The sequence below is a fragment of the Pseudomonas sp. NPDC087614 genome (genome assembly GCF_044743485.1).
Lineage (GTDB): Bacteria > Pseudomonadota > Gammaproteobacteria > Pseudomonadales > Pseudomonadaceae > Aquipseudomonas > Aquipseudomonas baetica_A.
Genome location: NZ_JBIUWN010000056.1, coordinates 20,498 through 40,199, shown reverse-complemented (window position 1 = coordinate 40,199; position 19,702 = coordinate 20,498). Strand labels below are relative to the sequence as shown.

The 19,702-nt window shown below is 59.0% G+C and carries 15 protein-coding genes and 1 pseudogene; 11 read left to right on the top strand and 5 right to left on the bottom strand.

The annotated features are described in order from the left end of the window. Window positions 1-87: 87 nt before the first annotated feature. Window positions 88-627: pseudogene (locus tag ACIOWA_RS19735) on the bottom strand (cbb3-type cytochrome c oxidase subunit I); the annotation flags it as partial. Window positions 628-722: 95 nt separating this feature from the next. On the opposite strand from ACIOWA_RS19735, the gene ACIOWA_RS19730 reads away from it, so the two are divergent. Beyond that, the gene (locus ACIOWA_RS19730) at window positions 723-1,442 is read left to right on the top strand and encodes an alpha/beta family hydrolase (RefSeq protein WP_339538855.1); all 720 of its coding nucleotides are present in this window, start codon (window positions 723-725) and stop codon (window positions 1,440-1,442) included. A gap of 488 nt (window positions 1,443-1,930) precedes the next feature. Here the strand turns inward: ACIOWA_RS19730 and ACIOWA_RS19725 are convergent, their stop codons facing one another. Then, window positions 1,931-2,233, bottom strand: coding sequence for a hypothetical protein (locus ACIOWA_RS19725; RefSeq protein ID WP_339432568.1), 303 nt, complete (start codon window positions 2,231-2,233; stop codon window positions 1,931-1,933). A gap of 192 nt (window positions 2,234-2,425) precedes the next feature. Further along, entirely contained in the window at window positions 2,426-4,582 is a 2,157-nt protein-coding gene (gene mtlD / locus ACIOWA_RS19720; protein WP_401161480.1) for a bifunctional mannitol-1-phosphate dehydrogenase/phosphatase, read from the bottom strand. Window positions 4,583-5,071: 489 nt separating this feature from the next. Between mtlD and ACIOWA_RS19715 the strand changes: the two genes are divergently transcribed. Further along, window positions 5,072-5,218 carry a hypothetical protein gene (locus tag ACIOWA_RS19715; RefSeq protein ID WP_339538856.1) on the top strand — a complete coding sequence of 49 codons (147 nt, stop codon included), beginning with the start codon at window positions 5,072-5,074 and terminating at the stop codon, window positions 5,216-5,218. Between the two features lie 497 nt (window positions 5,219-5,715). Here ACIOWA_RS19715 and ACIOWA_RS19710 read toward each other — a convergent pair whose 3' ends face one another. Together ACIOWA_RS19710 and ACIOWA_RS19705 are read right to left on the bottom strand one after the other, a co-directional pair. After that, on the bottom strand, window positions 5,716-6,831 hold the full coding sequence (locus ACIOWA_RS19710; protein WP_401161477.1) for a Gfo/Idh/MocA family protein: 1,116 nt from the start codon (window positions 6,829-6,831) through the stop codon (window positions 5,716-5,718). Between the two features lie 160 nt (window positions 6,832-6,991). Continuing rightward, entirely contained in the window at window positions 6,992-7,912 is a 921-nt protein-coding gene (locus ACIOWA_RS19705) for a MurR/RpiR family transcriptional regulator (protein WP_339432565.1), read from the bottom strand. Between the two features lie 309 nt (window positions 7,913-8,221). On the opposite strand from ACIOWA_RS19705, the gene iolC reads away from it, so the two are divergent. The 9 genes from iolC (at window position 8,222) to ACIOWA_RS19660 (ending at window position 19,658) form a co-directional block, all read left to right on the top strand. Then, window positions 8,222-10,159: a 5-dehydro-2-deoxygluconokinase gene (gene iolC, locus ACIOWA_RS19700; RefSeq protein WP_401161475.1), complete on the top strand. Its 1,938-nt coding sequence runs from the start codon at window positions 8,222-8,224 to the stop codon at window positions 10,157-10,159. Between the two features lie 69 nt (window positions 10,160-10,228). Beyond that, window positions 10,229-11,119, top strand: a complete 891-nt coding sequence (gene iolE / locus ACIOWA_RS19695; protein ID WP_401161473.1) for a myo-inosose-2 dehydratase — start codon at window positions 10,229-10,231, stop codon at window positions 11,117-11,119. After that, entirely contained in the window at window positions 11,119-11,928 is an 810-nt protein-coding gene (gene iolB / locus ACIOWA_RS19690; RefSeq protein ID WP_339465679.1) for a 5-deoxy-glucuronate isomerase, read from the top strand. The genes iolE and iolB overlap by 1 nt, the downstream gene beginning before the upstream one ends. A gap of 44 nt (window positions 11,929-11,972) precedes the next feature. After that, on the top strand, window positions 11,973-13,475 hold the full coding sequence (locus ACIOWA_RS19685; protein WP_401161471.1) for a CoA-acylating methylmalonate-semialdehyde dehydrogenase: 1,503 nt from the start codon (window positions 11,973-11,975) through the stop codon (window positions 13,473-13,475). A gap of 25 nt (window positions 13,476-13,500) precedes the next feature. Next, complete coding sequence (locus ACIOWA_RS19680; protein WP_339465676.1) at window positions 13,501-14,322, top strand: TIM barrel protein; 822 nt, start codon at window positions 13,501-13,503, stop codon at window positions 14,320-14,322. A gap of 47 nt (window positions 14,323-14,369) precedes the next feature. Next, window positions 14,370-16,301, top strand: coding sequence for a 3D-(3,5/4)-trihydroxycyclohexane-1,2-dione acylhydrolase (decyclizing) (gene iolD, locus ACIOWA_RS19675; RefSeq protein ID WP_339465675.1), 1,932 nt, complete (start codon window positions 14,370-14,372; stop codon window positions 16,299-16,301). Between the two features lie 41 nt (window positions 16,302-16,342). Beyond that, entirely contained in the window at window positions 16,343-17,368 is a 1,026-nt protein-coding gene (locus tag ACIOWA_RS19670; protein ID WP_339432558.1) for a Gfo/Idh/MocA family oxidoreductase, read from the top strand. A gap of 154 nt (window positions 17,369-17,522) precedes the next feature. Then, window positions 17,523-18,575, top strand: a complete 1,053-nt coding sequence (locus ACIOWA_RS19665; protein ID WP_401161468.1) for a Gfo/Idh/MocA family protein — start codon at window positions 17,523-17,525, stop codon at window positions 18,573-18,575. 156 nt (window positions 18,576-18,731) lie between these two features. Next, on the top strand, window positions 18,732-19,658 hold the full coding sequence (locus ACIOWA_RS19660) for a sugar ABC transporter substrate-binding protein (RefSeq protein ID WP_401161466.1): 927 nt from the start codon (window positions 18,732-18,734) through the stop codon (window positions 19,656-19,658). Window positions 19,659-19,702 lie beyond the last annotated feature (44 nt).

Here is a 19,702-nt window from a genome sequence, read left to right as displayed (position 1 = left end):
TTCCACTCGACATCCACCCCCAACTTCTTAAGGCGCTCAAGCAGAATCTTTTCTGTTTGCGGCTGTGGCAGGCTGAGAAGCAGGGGATAGGTTGTTGACGATGTGCAGGATTGCCACGGTGATGATGAACGCACCGAAGAACCAGTTGCCAACATAAATGTGCTTGGTCTTGCGCTGCATGATCGTGCCGAAGAACACGATGGCGTAGGCCACCCAGACGATGGTGATCAGAATGTCGATCGGCCATTCCAGCTCGGCGTATTCCTTGGAACTGGTGTAACCCAACGGCAGGCTGATCGCCGCCAGCAGGATCACCAGTTGCCAGCCCCAGAAGCAGAACGCGGCGATTTTCGGCGCAAACAGTTGAGTCTGGCAGGTACGTTGCACCGAGTAGAACGAACTGGCGAACAGCGCGCAGCCACCGAAGGCGAAGATCACCGCGTTGGTGTGCAGCGGGCGCAGACGGCCGAAACTGGTCCAGGGCAAATTGAAGTTGAGTTCAGGCCAGACCAATTGGGCGGCGAGAAAAACCCCGAGGCCCATGCCGACGATGCCCCAGACCACCGTCATAATGGCGAATTGGCGGACCACCTTGTAGTTGTAGGCGGTACTGATAGAAGTGTTCATGGTTCCCCATCCACGGTTCAGCCGAAGTGAGCGCGAGCAACAATCGCCGCGAATCCTTCGCCTGGAGTTATAGGCAGACTAAAAGCGAGGCAAGCATGGACAAACAGCACAAGGCCAGTATTGACGGGGATCAATGGGCGCAGTGTGCGCGCGAGCATGGATGGCTGTGGGACGCCGCGTCGGGCGAGGCTTCGGCGACGTTGATCCTGGCCCACGGTGCTGGTGCGCCGATGGACAGTGACTGGATGACGGACATGGCTCGGCGCCTTGCTGCACTTGGGGTCAACGTGTTGCGCTTTGAGTTTCCGTATATGGCGCAGCGACGGGTTGATGGGGGTAAGCGGCCGCCCAATCCTGCGGGGAAATTGCTGGAGTGCTGGCGCGAGGTGTTCGTTGAAGTGCGACGTCATGTCGCTGGGGTTTTGGCCATTGGCGGGAAGTCGATGGGGGGGCGGATGGCGAGTCTATTGGCCGACGAATTGGGTGCCGATGCGTTGGTCTGTTTGGGTTATCCGTTTTATGCGGTGGGGAAGCCGGAGAAACCTCGGGTTGAGCATTTGGCGTCTTTGAAGACGCGGACTTTGATTGTTCAGGGGGAGCGCGATGCGCTTGGCAATCGGGAAGCTGTCGAGGCTTACACCTTGTCACCGAGTATCGAGGTGACGTGGCTGGCGGCCGGGGATCATGATTTGAAGCCGTTGAAAGCTTCAGGTTTTACCCATGAACAGCATCTGGCTAGCGCCGCGCAGCAGGTAGTCGAGTTTCTCGGCAACAGTTCAGCGCGTATCCATCTCTTTAATTGTCTCGGTGGATGATCTGTCTCTGCGCCTCCGAACTCTGGTAATGAACGCATGTACCGGATGGAGGATGGCGGTAAGCACGCCAAGCAGCATGATGATGAAGATGATGATCAGCGGGACGCTTTCATGCGAGAACATGGTGGTTTACTCCTGTAGTCACTATGTCGGAACCCGCAGACTAGACGCATAGAACCCTGTTTTCGATGAACGTATATTCATCCTCAGACGCTCGAGCTGTGCTACGGCACAGCTGTGCGCAGTCGTCGACCAAACGTGTGCTTTAGGTCATGAATCCTTATGGATGCATACCCAGGGTGAGCGGGGCGAAGGTTTTTCTCTGGCCGCACTCATTGCTCCCTTGGTTGCCGTTGTGTCCGTCGCTTTCCATCAGGAGTGTGGAAGGAAACACCGCGATAGCGCGCTCTCGCAGAGAGGCTCGGGCGGTTCTCGTCAGGCTGACGTGGTACCGTCCTGTGAAATGCTGAGGCAGTAGGATTCGGTTGTCACACGTCCTGCTCATGCGCCATGCAATGAATGCATCCCGGGCCTGGCGAATCGCTGGGTACTGGTAACGTTCGCCCGGCGAGTTCCAGTTGAAAATCAATCTCGGCGTCAACCCAACTCGCGAACTCGGCCGCTGCATAATGAAACGCGTGCTCTAGCTCTTTCATATCCGGCGCGTCGTCTGATGCATCCAGCCAAGCCTTTTTGGCAATACGGTAGTCCTCCAGGACCGACAAGGTATCCTCATCAAGTCTGATAGCCGCCGGGGCCGGTAGGATTTTGCGGGGGGCGGTCCATTTCATGGTGGTTTTACCTTTACCAAGAGCACACCGAACAAAGGGAAGACGAGGTGCCGGCACGGCCTTGCAAGCGCCATTCGTCCATCCCCGAGAACTGCACGCATCAACGATGGCCAGATGGCTATGTTGCAAAGGCCGAAAAGCTACAGCAGCTCTCAGAGACAGGGTTAAATCGTGCAGGCCTCTGCTGCGAAGTTACGACACGTGCGGCTGCGATCCAGCCTCAAACGGCCATCCCCAGTGAGCCGAGTCAGGTTCCAGGAGCTGATGAAAATGCTCCGAAATCGACTCTACCAGCGCTGCATCATCAAGCCCGTCCAGTCCTGGATACGGCCTGCCGTTGTAGTCCCCTGTATGCGTCAGCACTTTTTCGACACTGCCACTTTCATCGTAAAGTTTCCTTATCCCAAGGCACTCCTGTTCCTTGCTGTCGGTCGAGCGCAGGGCGTAATGAATGGCCAGTGCGGCACCGAACTCGAGGGCGGGCGTTTCGATCCCGTGTTTTCTGGCGAGATCAATGCTGCTCAGAATGCGCTCGTTGCGCTGCAATTTGCGCAGGGGGTCGCGGCCTACACGTGCGCAAGGGTCCTTGAAGGAAGTCTTGCAGCGCTCCAAAAAGGTTTGAGCAAACGCGGCGACCGCCTCGTTCATCTGCGCATTGTCTGCCAACAGGGCGGGAGCAACCTCCTGGCGGATCAGCCGCTCGGCCAAAGCGCTTACACGCGAGTCCCCCATGCCTTGGCCCACCCACGAATATCCCAGCAGGCTGGCATACCAGGCAATAATCGCGTGAGGACCGTTCCAAAGGCGATTCTTGATGACCTGGATCTGGGCAATGTCATCTACGGTTTTCACTTGGCGCAGTCGCTCCAGCAGATCGCTGCCGCGTTCCACATACAGAGGCATATCCGGCTCGCTGTTGAACAGGATCAGATGCATCTGGTTAAGTGCGCTGCTGGACTGGGCGAACGGGCGAAAGCGACCAATCAGCCGTTCGTATTCCGGTACCGGAGTGGCAAGCCTGGGTGCCATGCTCGGTTCCTCGTCCATGCTGTTCTGGAACATTTGCGACTTGATTCGCAGTTGTCGCAGCAGGGCATCTTTGCTGATCTTGGAGACGATTCGGCTGACAACGGTTTCGGCAAAGTGGGTCTTGTTCAGGATCTGCTGACAGAGGTCCGCCGAGCACAGCAGCGCCAATTCCGCTTCGACGTGTCGGCGAACGAAGGCGGCGCCACCCACTTTGTTCAACACGATCAAAATGGTTAGTTCGCGGCCGCGGCGTTCAAAGCGTCGCAGCAGTCCCTTGGCGATCACCCCAGCTTGTTTGCGGATGGCTTGCTCAGGCAGGCTGAGACCAACGATTTCAGCGGCGTCATACATGTCGATCACCGCTTCGGCGTCGTCCATATCGATCATTCTGAGGTTTTCGATGGTCTGGTCGAAGGACGTGGCACCGTAACGCACGCTGAACCGACCGAAGGCGTCGACCGTCTCGCGCAGCATCCGCGAGCGGGTCGCGGCAATGATTTCACAGGGCCGGGTGTAGCCGTCCCAGTGGGAGAACACTTGCGTCAAGTAGCCACCACCGATCGCACCAAAGCCATGAATACCCACGCGAAACTGGTTCAGCGCCTGGGGGAAAGGCTCGCTCAGTTCAGGTGTGCCCAGGTGGGGAATGCACTCGCTGATGTCGGCGAGAAACTCGTGCATGCTGCCGTAAGCCTTGAGCGCGCCGGCTTTGACCTCAGTGGCAGGTGGCTTGATGTCTTCGATCAGGATCGGTTGCCCTTCGGCACGGATCGCCGACAGCAGGCCGTTTTCAGAGTCTTCGACCATGAAGCAACTGCCAGGCGCGCAATTGAGGGCGCTGGCTGCGCGCAGGAAAATCTCGGGATGGGGCTTGCCCTGGCTGACTTCATCGCCACACACGGTGATGTCGAAGTACTTGAGCACGTTGGCATTGATCAGGTATTCCTCGGCGATGGCTCGGCGGCTTGAGGTGGCGACTGCCATGGTCAGGCCGCATTTGCGCAACCGCTCCAGCACCTCCAGCAAGCCCGCTTTGATGGGGACGCCGTGATCACGCACGTACTCCAGTTCTAGCTCATCGGCCCGCTGGCGGATCTGCGCGTAGGGGAAATCTTCACCGTTGTGCGCCTTCGCGAGCGCTTCGGCCTTCTTCGCGCTCAGGCCCAGTGAGCCGATCAAGGTTTGCTCGCTGAGCGGCTTGCCGAAAATTTCGTTGGATGCCTGTTTGAGGGTTCTGAAGCGCAGGCGCTCAGTGTCAAACATGGTGCCATCCATATCGAAGATGGCGCTGAGTATTCTCTTCCCCTGGAAAAAAATCATTGGCTGATGCTCCTTGTAACGTGGGAACGCTCACAACCGGTCAACCTCGTGCAGGAGGCGCTGCGGCAGCATTCTGTCGTGACCCGAAGTTGACGCCGTTTGAGGCTGGATGCCGACCGGTCTGTGTTTCACTCAAGTGAGTGATGAATTCAGATAAAAAAAACCAGGCGAGCAGAACTCACCGTGACGAACCACAACGAGGTGGCGCCGGTTCAGTGACTATCGATCAGAAGGGCAGGCGGAGGGACGTAACGATGGCGCCTATAGGCGTAGCTGCCAGAAAAGCGAGTTCGCAGGCAGTGTGAAGCGGAGTGTGTGGAGCGCTGAATAACGGACCCTGTGGCTACATTCAAGTAGTGTTTGACGTAAGGCCCACAGTGCGCAATCAGGGATGCATACGGTGGGCCGGACTGGCGATTGATGTGTGTGACTCCATGCATACGGCTTGATAACTTCCTGCGAATTGGCTAGTCGTTTTTTAGCAATAGCATGTACGAGACGCCGGAATCAAGGACGCTGGCCGTGCAGTCGGAACATCAATCGATGTTTGAAGTGAACGGCATGGCCATCTATTCAGACTGCTTGCGTCTGTCGATGGAACTGGGAGATCACGCGCTTTCGCTCGGCGTGCAGTGAGGTTTCATGATTTTTTTAACGATAAGTTTTATTTTTTTTGAAACGCATAAACCCCCAGACCACAAGGCCTGGCGCCATGCCCCTTGGACAGGTTGGTGCATCCCGTTGCAGCTCCAGCGGTTGCGCTGAAACGTTTCGAGTGCGATAAAAAAAAGGAAACGACACGAAAACTTTAAAAAACATGATTTCCGAGTTCGTATTCATTCTTGAAAATCTGCTCCCTCAGCGGAAATTCTTGCCGTTCAACCTCATAGAGGCCATTTCATTCGGTATCGCCAACGCCGTGCTGTAACAAAGGACCGGACCCATGAGAAATCCATCCACTGCGAACGCTCAGCTCACCGAGAAAACCAGTATCCCTTACCCCGGTAGCTTCGTCGGCCTGACTGAGGTGATCTCTGCGCTGCAAACCGGCCTGTATGCGCTGAGGGCGCGGATGACAGAATCTCTGCACGATCCAGCGCCCGGCATCCGTCCTGCGTCCACCCTTGTCCGCATCAGACCTCGCCGACATTGACCCAGCGCTGTTCCCGCGCCGCCATTCGAATGGCTGTCGCCAATCGCTCGACTTCCAGTGCTTGTTCGAAATCAGTGCCGGCTTGTCCTTGGCCGGCCAGGGCCATGATCAGCTCATGGACTTCCAGCGTCTTCAACTCGTTGTAGCCCAACTGATGCCCCGGCGCCGGACTGAACGCTGCGTAACCGGGCAGGGTCGGCCCGGCCAGTAAACGCTGGAAACCGTCCTGGCCTGCACGGCACAGGCGTAACTCATTCAAGCGCTCCTGGTCGAACGTCAGGGTTCCGTGTGTGCCACTGATCTCGAAGCTCAGGTGGTTCTTGTAGCCATGCTTGAGCCAACTGCTGCTGAAGGTTCCACGCGCGCCGCTGGCGAAGCGCAGCAATGCATGCGTCTGATCGTCGACGGCAATTGTGCGTTGTTGCTGACTACCGGCGGTGGTGGGGCGCTGGCGGTGCACGGTCTGGGAGTCGGCGCAGACCGCTTCGACATTGCCCAGCAGGTAGCGCGCCATGCCCAGCAAGTGGCTACCCAGATCCGCTAATGCGCCACCGGCATGTTCGGCTTCACAGCGCCATGACCAGGGGGACGCGGGATCGGCCATGAAGTCTTCGCTGAATTCGCCTTGAAAACTGATGATCTCGCCCAGTCTGCCGCTCTGAATCAACTCCCGCGCCAGCCCGATGATCGGGTTGTGCTGGTAGTTGTAGCCGACACGGGTGACGACGCCGGCATGCTTGGCCGCCAGGTGCATGGCATTGGCCTGTTCAAGGTTAACCGCCAGCGGTTTTTCGCAGTACACAGCCTTGCCTGCGGCGATAGCGGACATGGCCATCGGGTAGTGCAGGTGGTTGGGCGTGGTGATGGCGATCAGGTTTACTTTGGGATCGTCGATCAATGGCTGCCAATCGCCATAGGCCTGCTCAAAGCCCCAGGCAGTGGCGCAGGCTTGCGCACGAACGTGATCGGCGTCCGCCAGGGCGGCCAGGCGCAGTGTGAAGGGCAGTTCGAAGGCCGCACTGACGTTGCGAAAGGCCAAGGCGTGGGCGCGGCCCATGAAGCCTGTGCCGATCAGTCCGATTCCGAGTTCGCGCATGGCAGGATCCTCTAAATTCTTGTTTTCAGAGAATCAGCTTATAGAATAATTATTCTTTCCTGCAAATAAATGGAATAAATATTTACAAGCGAGTGCGCGGCCGCTGCCAGCGATGGGGGAGGGAGGGCGCTACGCGTGCAGCCGTAACGCCGCTCCTGGATCAGTCTTCGAACCCGACCTGCTCGTGAATATCATCGACCTTCAACTCCAGTCGATACGCCACGGCGATAAACAGCGCCTGGCACAGGCACAGGGTCGCACTCAATGAGCGGAACGCAAATGAACTGCCTTCGTTGACCAGCAGCAGGGTGTTGGCGCGCTTGGCCAAGGGCGAGAGATTGCTGTCGGTGATGATCAGGGTTTTCGCCTGTTGATGCTGGGCGATACGCAGGCAATGCTGAGTTTCCTTGCCGTATGGCGTGAAGCTGATAGCGATCACCAGGTCATTGGCGCGCACGCTGCGCATTTGCTCGCGATAGCTGCCGCCGAGCCCCGAGACCAGGTGGATTCGTTTGTTGGTGTGTTGCAGGTTGTAGACCAGGTAATCGGCTACCGCGAACGAACGGCGCACGCCGACCACGTAGATGTTGTCCGCATTCACCACCATGTCCACGGCCTTGTCGAAGGCCAGGTCATCGAGCTCCATTCCCAGTCGTTCGATGCCCGACAGGGTTGCGTTGATGCACTCGCGCGCCAGGTCGCCGCCGCTGGCTTTCTGCGATTTGTTGGCGATCATGCTGCGAATGCGCTGCTGGTAGTTCTGCACCGGCGTGGTTTTGTGGGTATACGCCTCGCGGAACAACGCCTGCATTTCGCTGAAGCCACTGAAGCCGAAACGCTGGGAAAACCGCACGATGGCCGACGGGTGCACTTCGCACTCGCGGGCAATGTCGCTGATGCGGTCGACCATGATCCGGTCGCTTTGCTGGCTCATGTAACTGGCGATGCGTTTGAGCTGGCGCGGCAGGCTGTCGTATTCATTGGTGATCAGCTGCAACAGACGCTCGGCATTGATCGGGGGGCTGGTGAGATCACTCTCGAGCGTGCTCTCGGTCGTAGCCGGCTGATCGGTGCGGGACATAGGGAATCCTTCAGGCTGTTCTTATAGGGACGATTTTTCACCTCGTCCCCTGGCAATAGGTTTGCAATGCGCAGTCTACAGGGTAGGCAAGAACAAAATCTTGAGCTTGCAGTCGTGCGCAGCGTGCTGAAACGATCCACGACCTCTGGAACGCTTGTACAGGAGTATGTTGGAAAAAATATTCCACATAAAAATTATTTGGAATAATTATTGATTGTTCGGTCCCGGTCGTTTTAGTCTGCATCCACCAAGAGTGTTCGGCGCGGTCATCGTCCTGAGCACAGGCTGATAAAAATAACAGGAGCCAGCATGGGCCAGACTCGTTTTGCCAGTGGACGTCAGTTGGATCTGATTTGCCTGGGGCGCCTTGGCGTCGACCTCTATGCGCAGCAAGTCGGCGCGCGGTTGGAAGATGTTTCAAGTTTCGCCAAGTACCTCGGTGGATCGTCCGCCAACATCGCTTTCGGTACGGCTCGATTGGGCCTCAAGTCGGCGATGTTGAGCCGGGTCGGTGACGACCATATGGGCCGCTTCCTGGTGCAATCCCTGGCCCGCGAAGGTTGTGATGTCAGTGGCATCAAAGTCGATCCAGAGCGCCTGACCGCCATGGTCCTGCTGGGCCTCAAGGATCGCGAAACCTTTCCATTGGTCTTCTACCGCGAAAACTGCGCCGACATGGCGTTGCGGGCTGAAGACATCAGCGAAGCCTTCATCGCTTCCAGCAAAGCCTTGCTGATTACCGGCACCCACTTCTCCACCGATGGCGTCTACAAGGCGAGCATCCAGACGCTGGATCATGCCGAGAAACACAACGTCAAACGGGTGCTGGACATCGACTATCGCCCAGTGCTCTGGGGGCTGGCCGGCAAGGCTGACGGGGAAACACGCTTCGTCGCCGATCAGAGCGTCAGTCAGCACGTGCAAAAAATCCTCCCGCGTTTTGACCTGATCGTCGGCACTGAAGAGGAGTTTCTGATGGCTGGCGGCTCCGAGGATTTGCTCACGGCATTACGCAATGTACGCCGGCTGAGCGCAGCAACGTTGGTGGTCAAGCTCGGCCCGCAAGGTTGCACGGTGATTGATGGCGTGATCCCGGCTCGTCTCGAAGACGGCGCCATTTATCCAGGCGTGCGCGTGGAGGTGCTCAATGTGCTGGGTGCCGGCGACGCCTTTATGTCGGGCTTCCTCAGTGGTTGGCTGGAGGATGCGAGCGACGAGCGCTGCTGTCAGTTGGCCAATGCCTGTGGTGGTCTCGTGGTTTCACGCCACGCTTGCGCCCCGGCCATGCCGACCCGCGCCGAACTCGAATATCTGTTCAACAGCCCGGTGCCGATTACCCGGCCGGATCAGGATGGGGTGTTGCAACGCCTGCATCAGGTCAGCGTGCCGCGCAAACAATGGAAGCAACTGTTCATTTTTGCTTTCGACCATCGCGGGCAATTGGTGGAACTGGCGCACAAGGGCGGTCGCGACCTGAGCGCGATTGGCGAACTCAAGCAACTCTTTATCAAAGCCGTGGAGCGGGTCGAAGCTGATTTGCACAAGCAAGGCATCGAGGCCGATGTCGGGCTGCTGGCCGATCAACGCTTTGGCCAGGACTCGCTGAACGCTGCCACTGGCCGTGGCTGGTGGGTGGCGCGACCGGTGGAAGTGCAAGGTTCGCGTCCATTGGCTTTCGAGCATGGTCGCTCCATCGGCAGCAACCTGATCGCCTGGCCGCAGGAGCAAATCATCAAGTGCCTGGTGCAATTCCACCCCGACGACGAGCCGTTGCTGCGACTGGAGCAGGAAGCGCAGATCAAGGGTTTGTATCAGGCATCCCTGGTCAGCGGTCATGAACTGCTGCTGGAAATCATCCCACCCACTGATCATCCCTCGCCCCATCCAGACGTGTTGTATCGCGCCCTCAAACGGCTCTACAACCTGGGTATTTATCCGGCCTGGTGGAAAATCGAAGCGCAGAGCGCCCAGGAGTGGAAGCAACTCGACGAACTGATTCAGGCGCGTGATCCGTATTGCCGAGGCGTGGTGTTGCTGGGGCTGAATGCGCCGACAGCAGCCCTGGCCAAAGGGTTTCAACAGGCCAGCCAGAGCCAGACCTGCCGTGGTTTTGCCGTGGGCCGGACGATTTTCCAAGAGCCGAGCCGCGCGTGGATGGCGGGTGAAATCGACGATCAAGCGCTGATCCGCCAGGTGCAGGACACGTTTGTCGAACTGATCGATGCCTGGCGCACAGCCCGGGCCTGACGGGTTGACGCAAATCCCCTGTGGGAGCGTCGGTCTTACAGATAGGTAAAAACAATAAAAGGTGCAGCCATGCCCGCTATTCGAATTGGCATCAACCCGATCTCCTGGAGCAACGATGACTTGCCGTCCCTCGGGGGCGAGACGCCGCTGAGCACCGCATTGAGCGAAGGCAAGGAAATCGGCTACGAAGGTTTCGAACTCAACGGCAAGTTCCCCAAAGACGCCAAGGGTGTCGGCGATGTACTGCGTCCGTACGACCTGGCGCTGGTGTCCGGCTGGTATTCCAGTCGTCTGGCCCGCCGTTCGGTGGCCGAAGAAATCGACGCCATCGGCAGCCATGTCGAACTGTTGGCGAAAAACGGCGCCAAGGTGCTGGTGTACGGCGAAGTCGCCGACTCCATTCAAGGCCAATACATTCCGCTGGTTGAACGCCCGCGTTTTCACACCGAACACGCCTGGCAGGAATACGCCGACAAACTCACCGAACTGGCACGCTTCACCCTGTCCCAAGGCGTTCGTCTGGCCTATCACCATCACATGGGCGCCTACGTCGAGTCCCCGGCCGACATCGACAAGCTGATGGCGCTGACCGGCAGTGAGGTCGGTTTGCTGTTCGATTCGGGCCATTGCTACATGGGGGGCGGCGACCCCCTGAAGGTGCTGGGCAAACACATCGAACGCATCTGCCATGTGCATTTCAAGGACGTGCGCAAACCGGTGGTGCAACTGGCGCGCAACAACCTGTGGAGTTTCCCGGACTGCATCATCAACGGCACGTTCACGGTGCCCGGCGATGGCGATATCAACTTCGGCGCCTTGCTCGATGTGCTGCTGGCCGCTGATTACCAAGGCTGGCTGGTGGTCGAAGCCGAACAGGACCCCGCGGTGGCGCCGAGTTATGTCTACGCCAAAAAAGGCTACGACACCCTGCGCACGCTGCTCGACGAGAGGACTGCATGATGAGCCTGCTGGTCAAAAGCAATGCCCGTGGCCGGACCATGGTCGAGCTGGGTAAAGATGAGTTGGAGTACGTCGGTTTCGCCGCGTACCGCTTGAGTCTGGGCGAGACCCTGCCAGTGTCTGCCGGTGATAAAGAACTGTGCCTGGTGCTGCTCAGCGGCCGGGTCAGCATCAAGGGCGAAGCGCCGGGGCAGGGCGCGTTCGACTGGGACAACCTCGGCGATCGTCAGTCGGTGTTCGAAGACAAATCTCCGTTCGCCGCGTATTTGCCACCCGGCAGTCAGGCGCAAGTGGTCGCGCTCAGCGAAGCACAAATCGCCGTGTGCGCCGCCCCCGGTTCCGCGGGCAATGGCCTCGGTCCACGGCTGATCCAACCCGACTCCATGAAACGCAGCGTGCGTGGTAAAGGCGCCAACACCCGTTATGTCTGCGACATTCTGCCGGACACCGAACCGGCCCATTCGCTGCTGGTGGTGGAAGTGCGTACGCCGTCGGGTCACTCGTCGAGCTACCCGCCGCACAAGCACGACACCGACGATTTGCCGCACCAGAGTTTTCTGGAAGAAACCTATTACCACCAGATCAACCCGCCCCAGGGCTTCGTGTTCCAGCGGGTCTACACCGACGATCGCAGCATCGATCAGGCCATGGCCGTAGAAAACAGCGACCTTGTTGTCGTGCCCAAGGGTTATCACCCGGTGAGTGTGCCGTACGGCTATGAGTCGTATTACCTGAATGTCATGGCCGGCCCGAAACGCGTCTGGCAGTTCCACAACGATCCGCAGCACAGTTGGCTGCTTGATCTGTGAACTGAAAAGCCCGAATTCCAACCTCTGCACGGAGAACACGATCCATGAGCGACGCCCCGGTCATCGGCCATTACATTCACGGTCAAGTGCAAGACAGCCACAGCGAACGCTTCAGCAATGTTTTCAACCCGGCCACCGGCAGCGTCCAGGCGCGCGTCGGGCTGGCCAGCCAGAAAACCGTCGACGCAGCCGTTGCTTCGGCCCTGAAAGCCTTCCCGGCCTGGTCCGAACAATCATCCCTGCGCCGTTCGCGGGTGATGTTCAAGTTCAAGGAACTGCTCGACCAGCATCACGATGAACTGGCAGAAATCATCAGCCGCGAACACGGCAAAGTGTTTTCGGACGCCAAGGGCGAAGTCACCCGGGGTATCGAGATCGTCGAGTACGCCTGTGGAGCGCCGAACCTGCTGAAAACCGATTTCAGCGACAACATCGGCGGCGGCATCGACAACTGGAACCTGCGTCAGCCGCTGGGCGTGTGTGCCGGCGTCACGCCGTTCAACTTCCCGGTGATGGTGCCGCTGTGGATGATCCCGCTGGCGCTGATCACCGGTAACTGCTTCATCCTCAAACCGTCCGAGCGTGATCCGTCCGCCAGCGTGCTGATGGCCCGACTGTTGAGCGAAGCCGGTTTGCCCGACGGCGTGTTCAACGTGGTCCAGGGCGACAAGACAGCGGTGGACGCATTGTTGCAACACCCGGACATCGAGGCGATTTCCTTTGTTGGCTCGACGCCGATTGCCGAGTACATCCACCAGCAAGCCACCTCCCGGGGCAAGCGTGTGCAGGCACTGGGCGGGGCGAAAAATCACATGATCGTCATGCCCGACGCCGACCTGGATCAAGCGGCAGATGCCTTGATCGGCGCGGCCTACGGCTCGGCTGGCGAGCGCTGCATGGCGATTTCGATTGCCGTGGTGGTGGGCGATGTCGGTGACCCACTGATTGCCAGACTGCTGCCGCGTATCGATCAACTGAAAGTCGGCAACGGCCTGAAGGGCGACAGCGACATGGGGCCGTTGGTGACCGCCGAGCACAAGGCCAAAGTCGAAGGGTTTATCGACGAAGGCGTGGCTCAGGGCGCACGACTGATCGTCGACGGCCGAAACTTCAAGGTGCCGGGCGCCGAGAACGGCTTCTTCGTCGGCGCGACGCTGTTCGACAACGTCACGACGCAAATGAGCATCTACCAACAGGAAATTTTCGGCCCGGTGCTGGGCATCGTGCGGGTGCCGGATTTCGCCAGCGCCGTCGCGTTGATCAACGCCCACGAATTCGGCAACGGCGTGTCCTGTTTCACCCGCGACGGTGGCATCGCCCGAGCCTTCGCCCGCACCATCAAGGTCGGCATGGTCGGTATCAATGTGCCGATTCCGGTGCCGATGGCCTGGCATTCTTTCGGTGGCTGGAAACGCTCGTTGTTTGGTGATCACCATGCTTACGGCGAAGAGGGCATTCGCTTCTACAGTCGCTACAAAAGCGTGATGCAGCGCTGGCCCGACAGTATCGCCAACGGCCCGGAATTCAGCATGCCAACGGCCAACTGATTCACCTGTGCGGAGAACAACAATAATGAGCAAACCCCTGCGTTTCGCCCTGAACCGTATGGTCGCCCCACGCTTGTCCCTGCCGGCGTTCATCGACCTGGCGGCGGCCCTCAAGGCCGACGCCATCGAAATTCGCAACGACCTTAAAGGCGTCGAGATCGAAGACGGCACCGCCCCCGAGCGCGTCCGTGAGTTGTGCACCGCCCAAGGCATTACCGTGCTGTCGATCAACGCGCTGTATCCGTTTGATGTGTGGAATGACGAGCGCCGTGCACAGGCCTTGAAGCTGGCTGCTTATGCCCGTGATTGTGGTGCTCAAGGGTTGGTCATGTGTCCGCTCAACGACCGTGCTGACCCGCGCAATGAGGCTGCACGCGCTTCGGGTTTGCGCACGGCGTTGACTGAACTGGCGCCGATCCTGCGCGAACACGGCATCCTCGGTTTCATTGAACCGCTGGGTTTCGAAGAGTGCTCGCTGCGCCGCAAGCGTACGGCGGTGGACGCGATCAAGGCCATCGGCGGGCTGGATGTGTTTCGTCTGGTGCACGACACCTTTCACCATTACTTGGCCGGCGAACATGAATTCTTTCCCGAGCTGACCGGACTGGTGCACATCTCCGGTGTCGAGGATGCCGAGGCGCCTTTGGCGTCCATTCGCGACGGCCACCGGGTGCTGGTGGGCGAGGGCGACATCCTTGGCAACGCGGCGCAAGTCGACACCTTGCTCAGCAGTGGTTACAGCGGCTACCTGTCGTTCGAGCCTTTTGCCGACAGCGTCCATGGTCTGGCGGATATCCAGCAGGCGATCGGCGCGAGCATGGATCACCTGCAAAGAACTCAAGGTTAATGGAAATCCCCCATTAGATTGGATTTGCCTTCATAAAAGGTGCGGCGATGAACACAACAAGACTGACCATGGCCCAGGCCCTGGTGAAATTCCTCGATAACCAGTACATCGAGGTCGATGGGGTCCAAAGCAAGTTCGTGGCCGGGATCTTTACCATTTTCGGCCACGGCAACGTGCTGGGTCTGGGCCAGGCGCTGGAGCAGGACAGCGGCGACCTGATCGTCCATCAGGGGCGCAATGAGCAAGGCATGGCCCACGCGGCCATCGGTTTTGCCAAGCAGCACCAGCGGCGCAAGATCTACGCTTGCTCTTCATCGGTAGGCCCTGGTGCAGCCAACATGCTGACCGCCGCGGCGACGGCGACGGCCAACCGCATTCCCTTGCTGTTGTTGCCCGGCGACGTGTATGCCTGCCGCCAGCCGGACCCGGTGTTGCAACAGATCGAGCAGTTCCACGACCTGAGCATCAGCACCAACGATGCGTTCAAGGCCGTGAGCAAATACTGGGACCGCATCAACCGCCCCGAACAACTCATGACGGCGGCGATCCACGCCATGCGTGTGCTGACCGATCCTGCCGAAACCGGCGCAGTGACCCTGGCCTTGCCGCAAGACGTGCAGGCCGAGGCCTACGACTATCCCGATTACTTCCTGCAAAAACGCGTGCACCGCATCGAGCGTCGTCCGGCGACCGAGGCGATGCTCGGTGATGCGCTGGCGCTGTTCAAAGGCAAGCGCAAGCCGCTGATCATTTGCGGTGGCGGGGTCAAATACTCGGGTGCCAATGGCGCCTTGCAGGCGTTGGCCGAGCGCTTCGACATTCCCTTCGCCGAAACCCAGGCCGGCAAGAGTGCGGTGGTGTCCAGTCACCCGCTGAACGTTGGCGGGATCGGTGAAACCGGCTGTCTGGCGGCGAACTTGCTGGCCAAAGACGCGGACCTGATCATCGGTGTCGGCACCCGCTACAGCGATTTCACCACCGCCTCGAAATCCCTGTTTCAGCATCCGGACGTGCAATTTCTCAACCTCAACATCAGTCCTTGTGATGCCCTGAAGCTCGACGGCGTGCAACTGCTGGCGGACGCCAAAGTTGGCTTGCAAGCCCTGGCTCAAGCCTTGGGCGATTACCGTTCTGCGTGGGGCGATCAACCGCGACAGGCCAAGGTGCAACTGGACGAGGAAGTCGACCGTCTCTATCAGGTCGAATACCAGAGCCAGGACTTTATCCCGGAAATCAACGATCACATGGACCCGGCGGTGCTGCGCGAATTCATCGAGCTGACCGGCTCCTGCCTGACCCAGAGCCGTGTGCTTGGCGTGCTCAATGAAACCCTGGCCGATGACGCGGTGATCGTCGCCGCCGCCGGCAGCCTGCCCGGTGACTTGCAGCGCAGTTGGCGCAGCAAGGGCGTGAACACTTATCACGTCGAGTACGGCTATTCCTGCATGGGTTACGAGGTCAATGCCGCACTGGGCGTGAAACTTGCCGAGCCTGAGCGCGAGGTCTATGCGCTGGTCGGTGACGGCTCTTACATGATGCTGCATTCCGAACTGGCGACCTCGATCCAGGAGCGCCGCAAGATCAACGTGGTGCTGTTCGACAACATGACTTTCGGTTGCATCAACAACCTGCAGATGGAACACGGCATGGACAGCTTCGGCACTGAGTTGCGGTTCCGCAACCCGCAAACCGGCAAGCTCGACGGCGGTTTCGTGCCGGTGGATTTCGCCATGAGCGCGGCGGCTTATGGTTGCAAGACCTACAAAGTGAGCACGGTCGAAGAGCTGCGAAGCGCATTGGCCGATGCGCGTTTGCAGACGGTGTCGACGCTGATCGATATCAAGGTTCTACCCAAAACCATGATTCACAAATACCTCTCGTGGTGGCGGGTCGGCGTGGCGCAAGTCTCCACCAGCGCCCGCACCGATGCGGTGGCCAAGACCCTGAATGAACGACTGGCCAAGGCCCGTCAGTACTGATTGCCCCTGATACCACAACAAATTTTCACCGGAGAATCTTCATGTCATTGCTCTCTCATTCACTGCGGATCGGCGTCATCGGTACCGGGGCGATCGGCCAGGACCATATCCGTCGTTGCAGCCAGACCCTGCTCAATAGCCAGGTCGTTGCTGTAACCGACATCAATTTGCAGCAAGCCGCGAAGGTCGTTTCCGACTTGAAACTGACCGCTGAGGTCTATCCCGACGGCCATGCGCTGATCAAGGCACCGGAGGTCGAAGCAATCCTCGTCACCTCTTGGGGCCCGAGCCATGAAGCGTTCGTGCTGGCGGCGATTGCGGCGGGTAAACCGGTGTTCTGCGAGAAGCCGCTGGCGGTCACCGCTCAAGGTTGCCGCAACATCGTCGAGGCCGAAGTGGCCCACGGTAAACGCCTGGTACAGGTCGGTTTCATGCGCCCCTATGACGAAGGTTATCGGGCACTCAAAGCCGTGATCGACAGCGGTCAGATTGGTGAGCCCTTGATGTTGCACTGCGCGCATCGCAACCCGAGCGTGGGTGAAAACTACAAGACCGACATGGCGATCACCGACACCCTGATCCATGAACTGGACGTGTTGCGCTGGTTGCTCGACGACGATTACGTGTCGGTGCAGGTGGTGTTCCCGCGCAAGAGCAGCAAGGCCCTCGCGCATTTGAGAGACCCGCAGATCGTGCTGCTGGAAACCGCCAAGGGCACGCGCATCGACGTGGAAGTGTTCGTCAACTGCCAATACGGCTACGACATCCAGTGCGAAGTGGTGGGGGAGACCGGCATCGCCAGGTTGCCCGAGCCGTCCCAGGTGCAGTTGCGCAGCGGGGCGAAGTTGTCCAACGCGATTCTGATGGACTGGAAGGATCGGTTTATCGCGGCGTATGACGTTGAGTTGCAGGCATTCATCGATGGCGTGCGCGCCGGGCAGGTGGGTGGCCCGTCAGCGTGGGATGGCTTCGCCGCTGCCGTCGCCGCAGACGCGTGCATCGAGGCGCAGAGCAGCGGGGCGATCGTCAAAGTCGGTCTGCCAGACCGCCCACATTTCTACGGCTAACGATGATCGCCTGTGGGAGCGGGCTTGCTGGCGAAAGCGCTGTGTCAGCCGACATCAATATTGACGTGTCCGCCGCCTTCGCGAGCAAACCCGCTGCCACAAGGACGGCGTGTGTCCAGTGAGCGGTTACATAACAATAAGAAGGAATGCACACATGCGGATCGGACTTGTCGGTTACGGCCATGGCGGCCGGTTTTTCCATGCTCCGCTGATCAGCAGTTTGCCGGCGGCGACGTTCGTGGGTGTGGTCACCCGTTCACCGGAACGCCGACAGTTGCTGGCGGCAGAACACCCAGGGGTGCCAGCGTTCGACAGCATCGGCCAACTGGTGGAGGCCGGGATCGATGTGCTGGTGGTGTCCACGCCGCTCAAGGGCCGTCCGGCGTTGGTGCTTGATGGCATCGAACACGGAGTGGCGGTGGTCAGCGACAAACCGTTTGCCGCTGATGCGCAGCAAGCGCAAACCCTGATTACCATGGCCGAGCGCCAAGGCGTGCCGCTCAGCGTCTATCAGAACCGTCGCTGGGACTCGGACTTCCTGACCGTGCGCAAACTCATCGAATCCGGTGCGTTGGGCCAAGTCACCCGTTTCCAATCGCGGATCGAACGTTACTCACCACTGGCGGTGAACAACGGCAGTGGTGGTGGTTTTCTTCGCGACTTGGGCAGCCATCTGGTCGATCAGGCGTTGCTGTTGTTTGGTCCGGTGACACGGGTTTACGCCGAACTGGATTACCTGGAAAAAGGCCAGGTCTTCGATAACGGCTTCTTTATGGCCCTGACCCATGTCAGTGGCGTGACCTCACACCTGGGCGGCAGTTGCCTGCAAAACACCCCCGGCCCGCGCTTTCGGGTGACCGGCACCCACGGTTGTTACAGCGTCGATGGTCTGGACGGGCAAGAAGCCTCGGCACTCGCCGGGCTCTCGCCGAAATCCGAAGGTGAGCGCTGGGGTGTGGAAGAACATCGCCGCTGGGGCTGGTTCGAACAGGGCGAGGTGCGCGAACGGGTGCCCTCCGAGCGCGGTTGCTGGAATCAGTTCTATTTACAGCTACAAACCGCGTTGCAGAGCGGTGGCCCACTGCCTGTGGACGCCCGTGATGCACTGGCGACCACCCGCGTGCTGGACGCTGCGCGACTGAGCGCCGAGCGGCATCAAGTGGTGGAATTGAGCCTGTTAGAGAGCTATGGAATCAAATCAGAATAAAATTCTAAAATGAGTTGATATGGAAATTATTTTCCAATAAAGTCGTTTTCAGCGACCTGCCTCGCCACCTGTTTAAACCCTTTTCCCGCTTGCCTGCTTACTGAAATCGTCACGCCTCATCCATAAAACCAACAAGAATGTGGAGAAAGACTTTTCATGAAGACCAAGATCCGCTTTGCCTCACTTGCCTTGTCGCTGATGTTCGCCAGTGGCGCGGCGCTCGCCGATATGAAGATCGGCGTCAGCATGTCCCAATTCGATGACACCTGGCTGACCTACCTGCGCGAATCCATGGACACGAAAGCCAAGTCCTACCCCGATGGCGTAGAGCTGCAATTCGAAGACGCCCGCAGCGACGTGGTCAAGCAATTGAGTCAGGTCGAAAACTTCATCAGCCAGAAGGTCGATGCCATCGTGGTCAATCCGGTGGATACCGCCGCCACCCGTAAAATCACCGAAGCCGCCGTCAAGGCCGGTATCCCGCTGGTCTACGTCAACCGCCGCCCCGATGACCTGAAGCTGCCCAAAGGTGTCGTCACGGTCGCCTCCAACGATCTGGAGGCCGGTGAAATGCAGATGCAGTACCTGGCCGACAAAATGGGCGGCAAGGGCAACATCGTGATTCTGCTCGGCGACCTCGCGAACAACTCCACCACTAACCGCACCAAGGGCGTCAAAGAAGTTTTGGCCAAATACCCGGACATCAAGATCGAGCAAGAGCAGACAGGTATCTGGTCGCGGGATAAAGGCATGACCCTGGTCAACGACTGGCTGACCCAGGGCCGCAAGTTTGACGCGGTCGTGTCCAACAACGATGAGATGGCGATTGGCGCGGCCATGGCCCTGCAACAGGCAGGCGTCAAAAAGGGTAGCGTGCTGATTGCCGGTGTCGACGGTACGCCGGACGGCTTGAACGCAGTGAAGAAGGGCGCCTTGGCCGTCTCGGTGTTTCAGGACGCCAAGGGACAGGCCGACGGTTCGATCGACACCGCCGTGAAAATGGCCAAAAACGAGCCGGTTGAACAGTCCGTGTGGGTGCCATACCGCTTGATCACCCCGCAAAACGTCGACACGTTCAAATAGCCCGTCCGTTCAATAACAACAATAAATACGCAAGGTTGCCACCG

What these genes read in the sequence shown, in the direction of transcription:
- mtlD (WP_401161480.1), bottom strand. Translation starts at nt 4,582, where the DNA reads ATGATTTTTTTCCAGGGGAAGAGAATACTCAGCGCCATCTTCGATATG.
- ACIOWA_RS19705 (WP_339432565.1), bottom strand. Translation starts at nt 7,912, where the DNA reads ATGTCCCGCACCGATCAGCCGGCTACGACCGAGAGCACGCTCGAGAGT.
- iolD (WP_339465675.1), top strand. Translation starts at nt 14,370, where the DNA reads ATGAACACAACAAGACTGACCATGGCCCAGGCCCTGGTGAAATTCCTC.
- iolE (WP_401161473.1), top strand. Translation starts at nt 10,229, where the DNA reads ATGCCCGCTATTCGAATTGGCATCAACCCGATCTCCTGGAGCAACGAT.
- ACIOWA_RS19680 (WP_339465676.1), top strand. Translation starts at nt 13,501, where the DNA reads ATGAGCAAACCCCTGCGTTTCGCCCTGAACCGTATGGTCGCCCCACGC.
- ACIOWA_RS19665 (WP_401161468.1), top strand. Translation starts at nt 17,523, where the DNA reads ATGCGGATCGGACTTGTCGGTTACGGCCATGGCGGCCGGTTTTTCCAT.
- iolB (WP_339465679.1), top strand. Translation starts at nt 11,119, where the DNA reads ATGAGCCTGCTGGTCAAAAGCAATGCCCGTGGCCGGACCATGGTCGAG.
- ACIOWA_RS19730 (WP_339538855.1), top strand. Translation starts at nt 723, where the DNA reads ATGGACAAACAGCACAAGGCCAGTATTGACGGGGATCAATGGGCGCAG.
- ACIOWA_RS19715 (WP_339538856.1), top strand. Translation starts at nt 5,072, where the DNA reads ATGTACGAGACGCCGGAATCAAGGACGCTGGCCGTGCAGTCGGAACAT.
- ACIOWA_RS19710 (WP_401161477.1), bottom strand. Translation starts at nt 6,831, where the DNA reads ATGCGCGAACTCGGAATCGGACTGATCGGCACAGGCTTCATGGGCCGC.
- ACIOWA_RS19670 (WP_339432558.1), top strand. Translation starts at nt 16,343, where the DNA reads ATGTCATTGCTCTCTCATTCACTGCGGATCGGCGTCATCGGTACCGGG.
- ACIOWA_RS19660 (WP_401161466.1), top strand. Translation starts at nt 18,732, where the DNA reads ATGAAGACCAAGATCCGCTTTGCCTCACTTGCCTTGTCGCTGATGTTC.
- ACIOWA_RS19725 (WP_339432568.1), bottom strand. Translation starts at nt 2,233, where the DNA reads ATGAAATGGACCGCCCCCCGCAAAATCCTACCGGCCCCGGCGGCTATC.
- ACIOWA_RS19685 (WP_401161471.1), top strand. Translation starts at nt 11,973, where the DNA reads ATGAGCGACGCCCCGGTCATCGGCCATTACATTCACGGTCAAGTGCAA.
- iolC (WP_401161475.1), top strand. Translation starts at nt 8,222, where the DNA reads ATGGGCCAGACTCGTTTTGCCAGTGGACGTCAGTTGGATCTGATTTGC.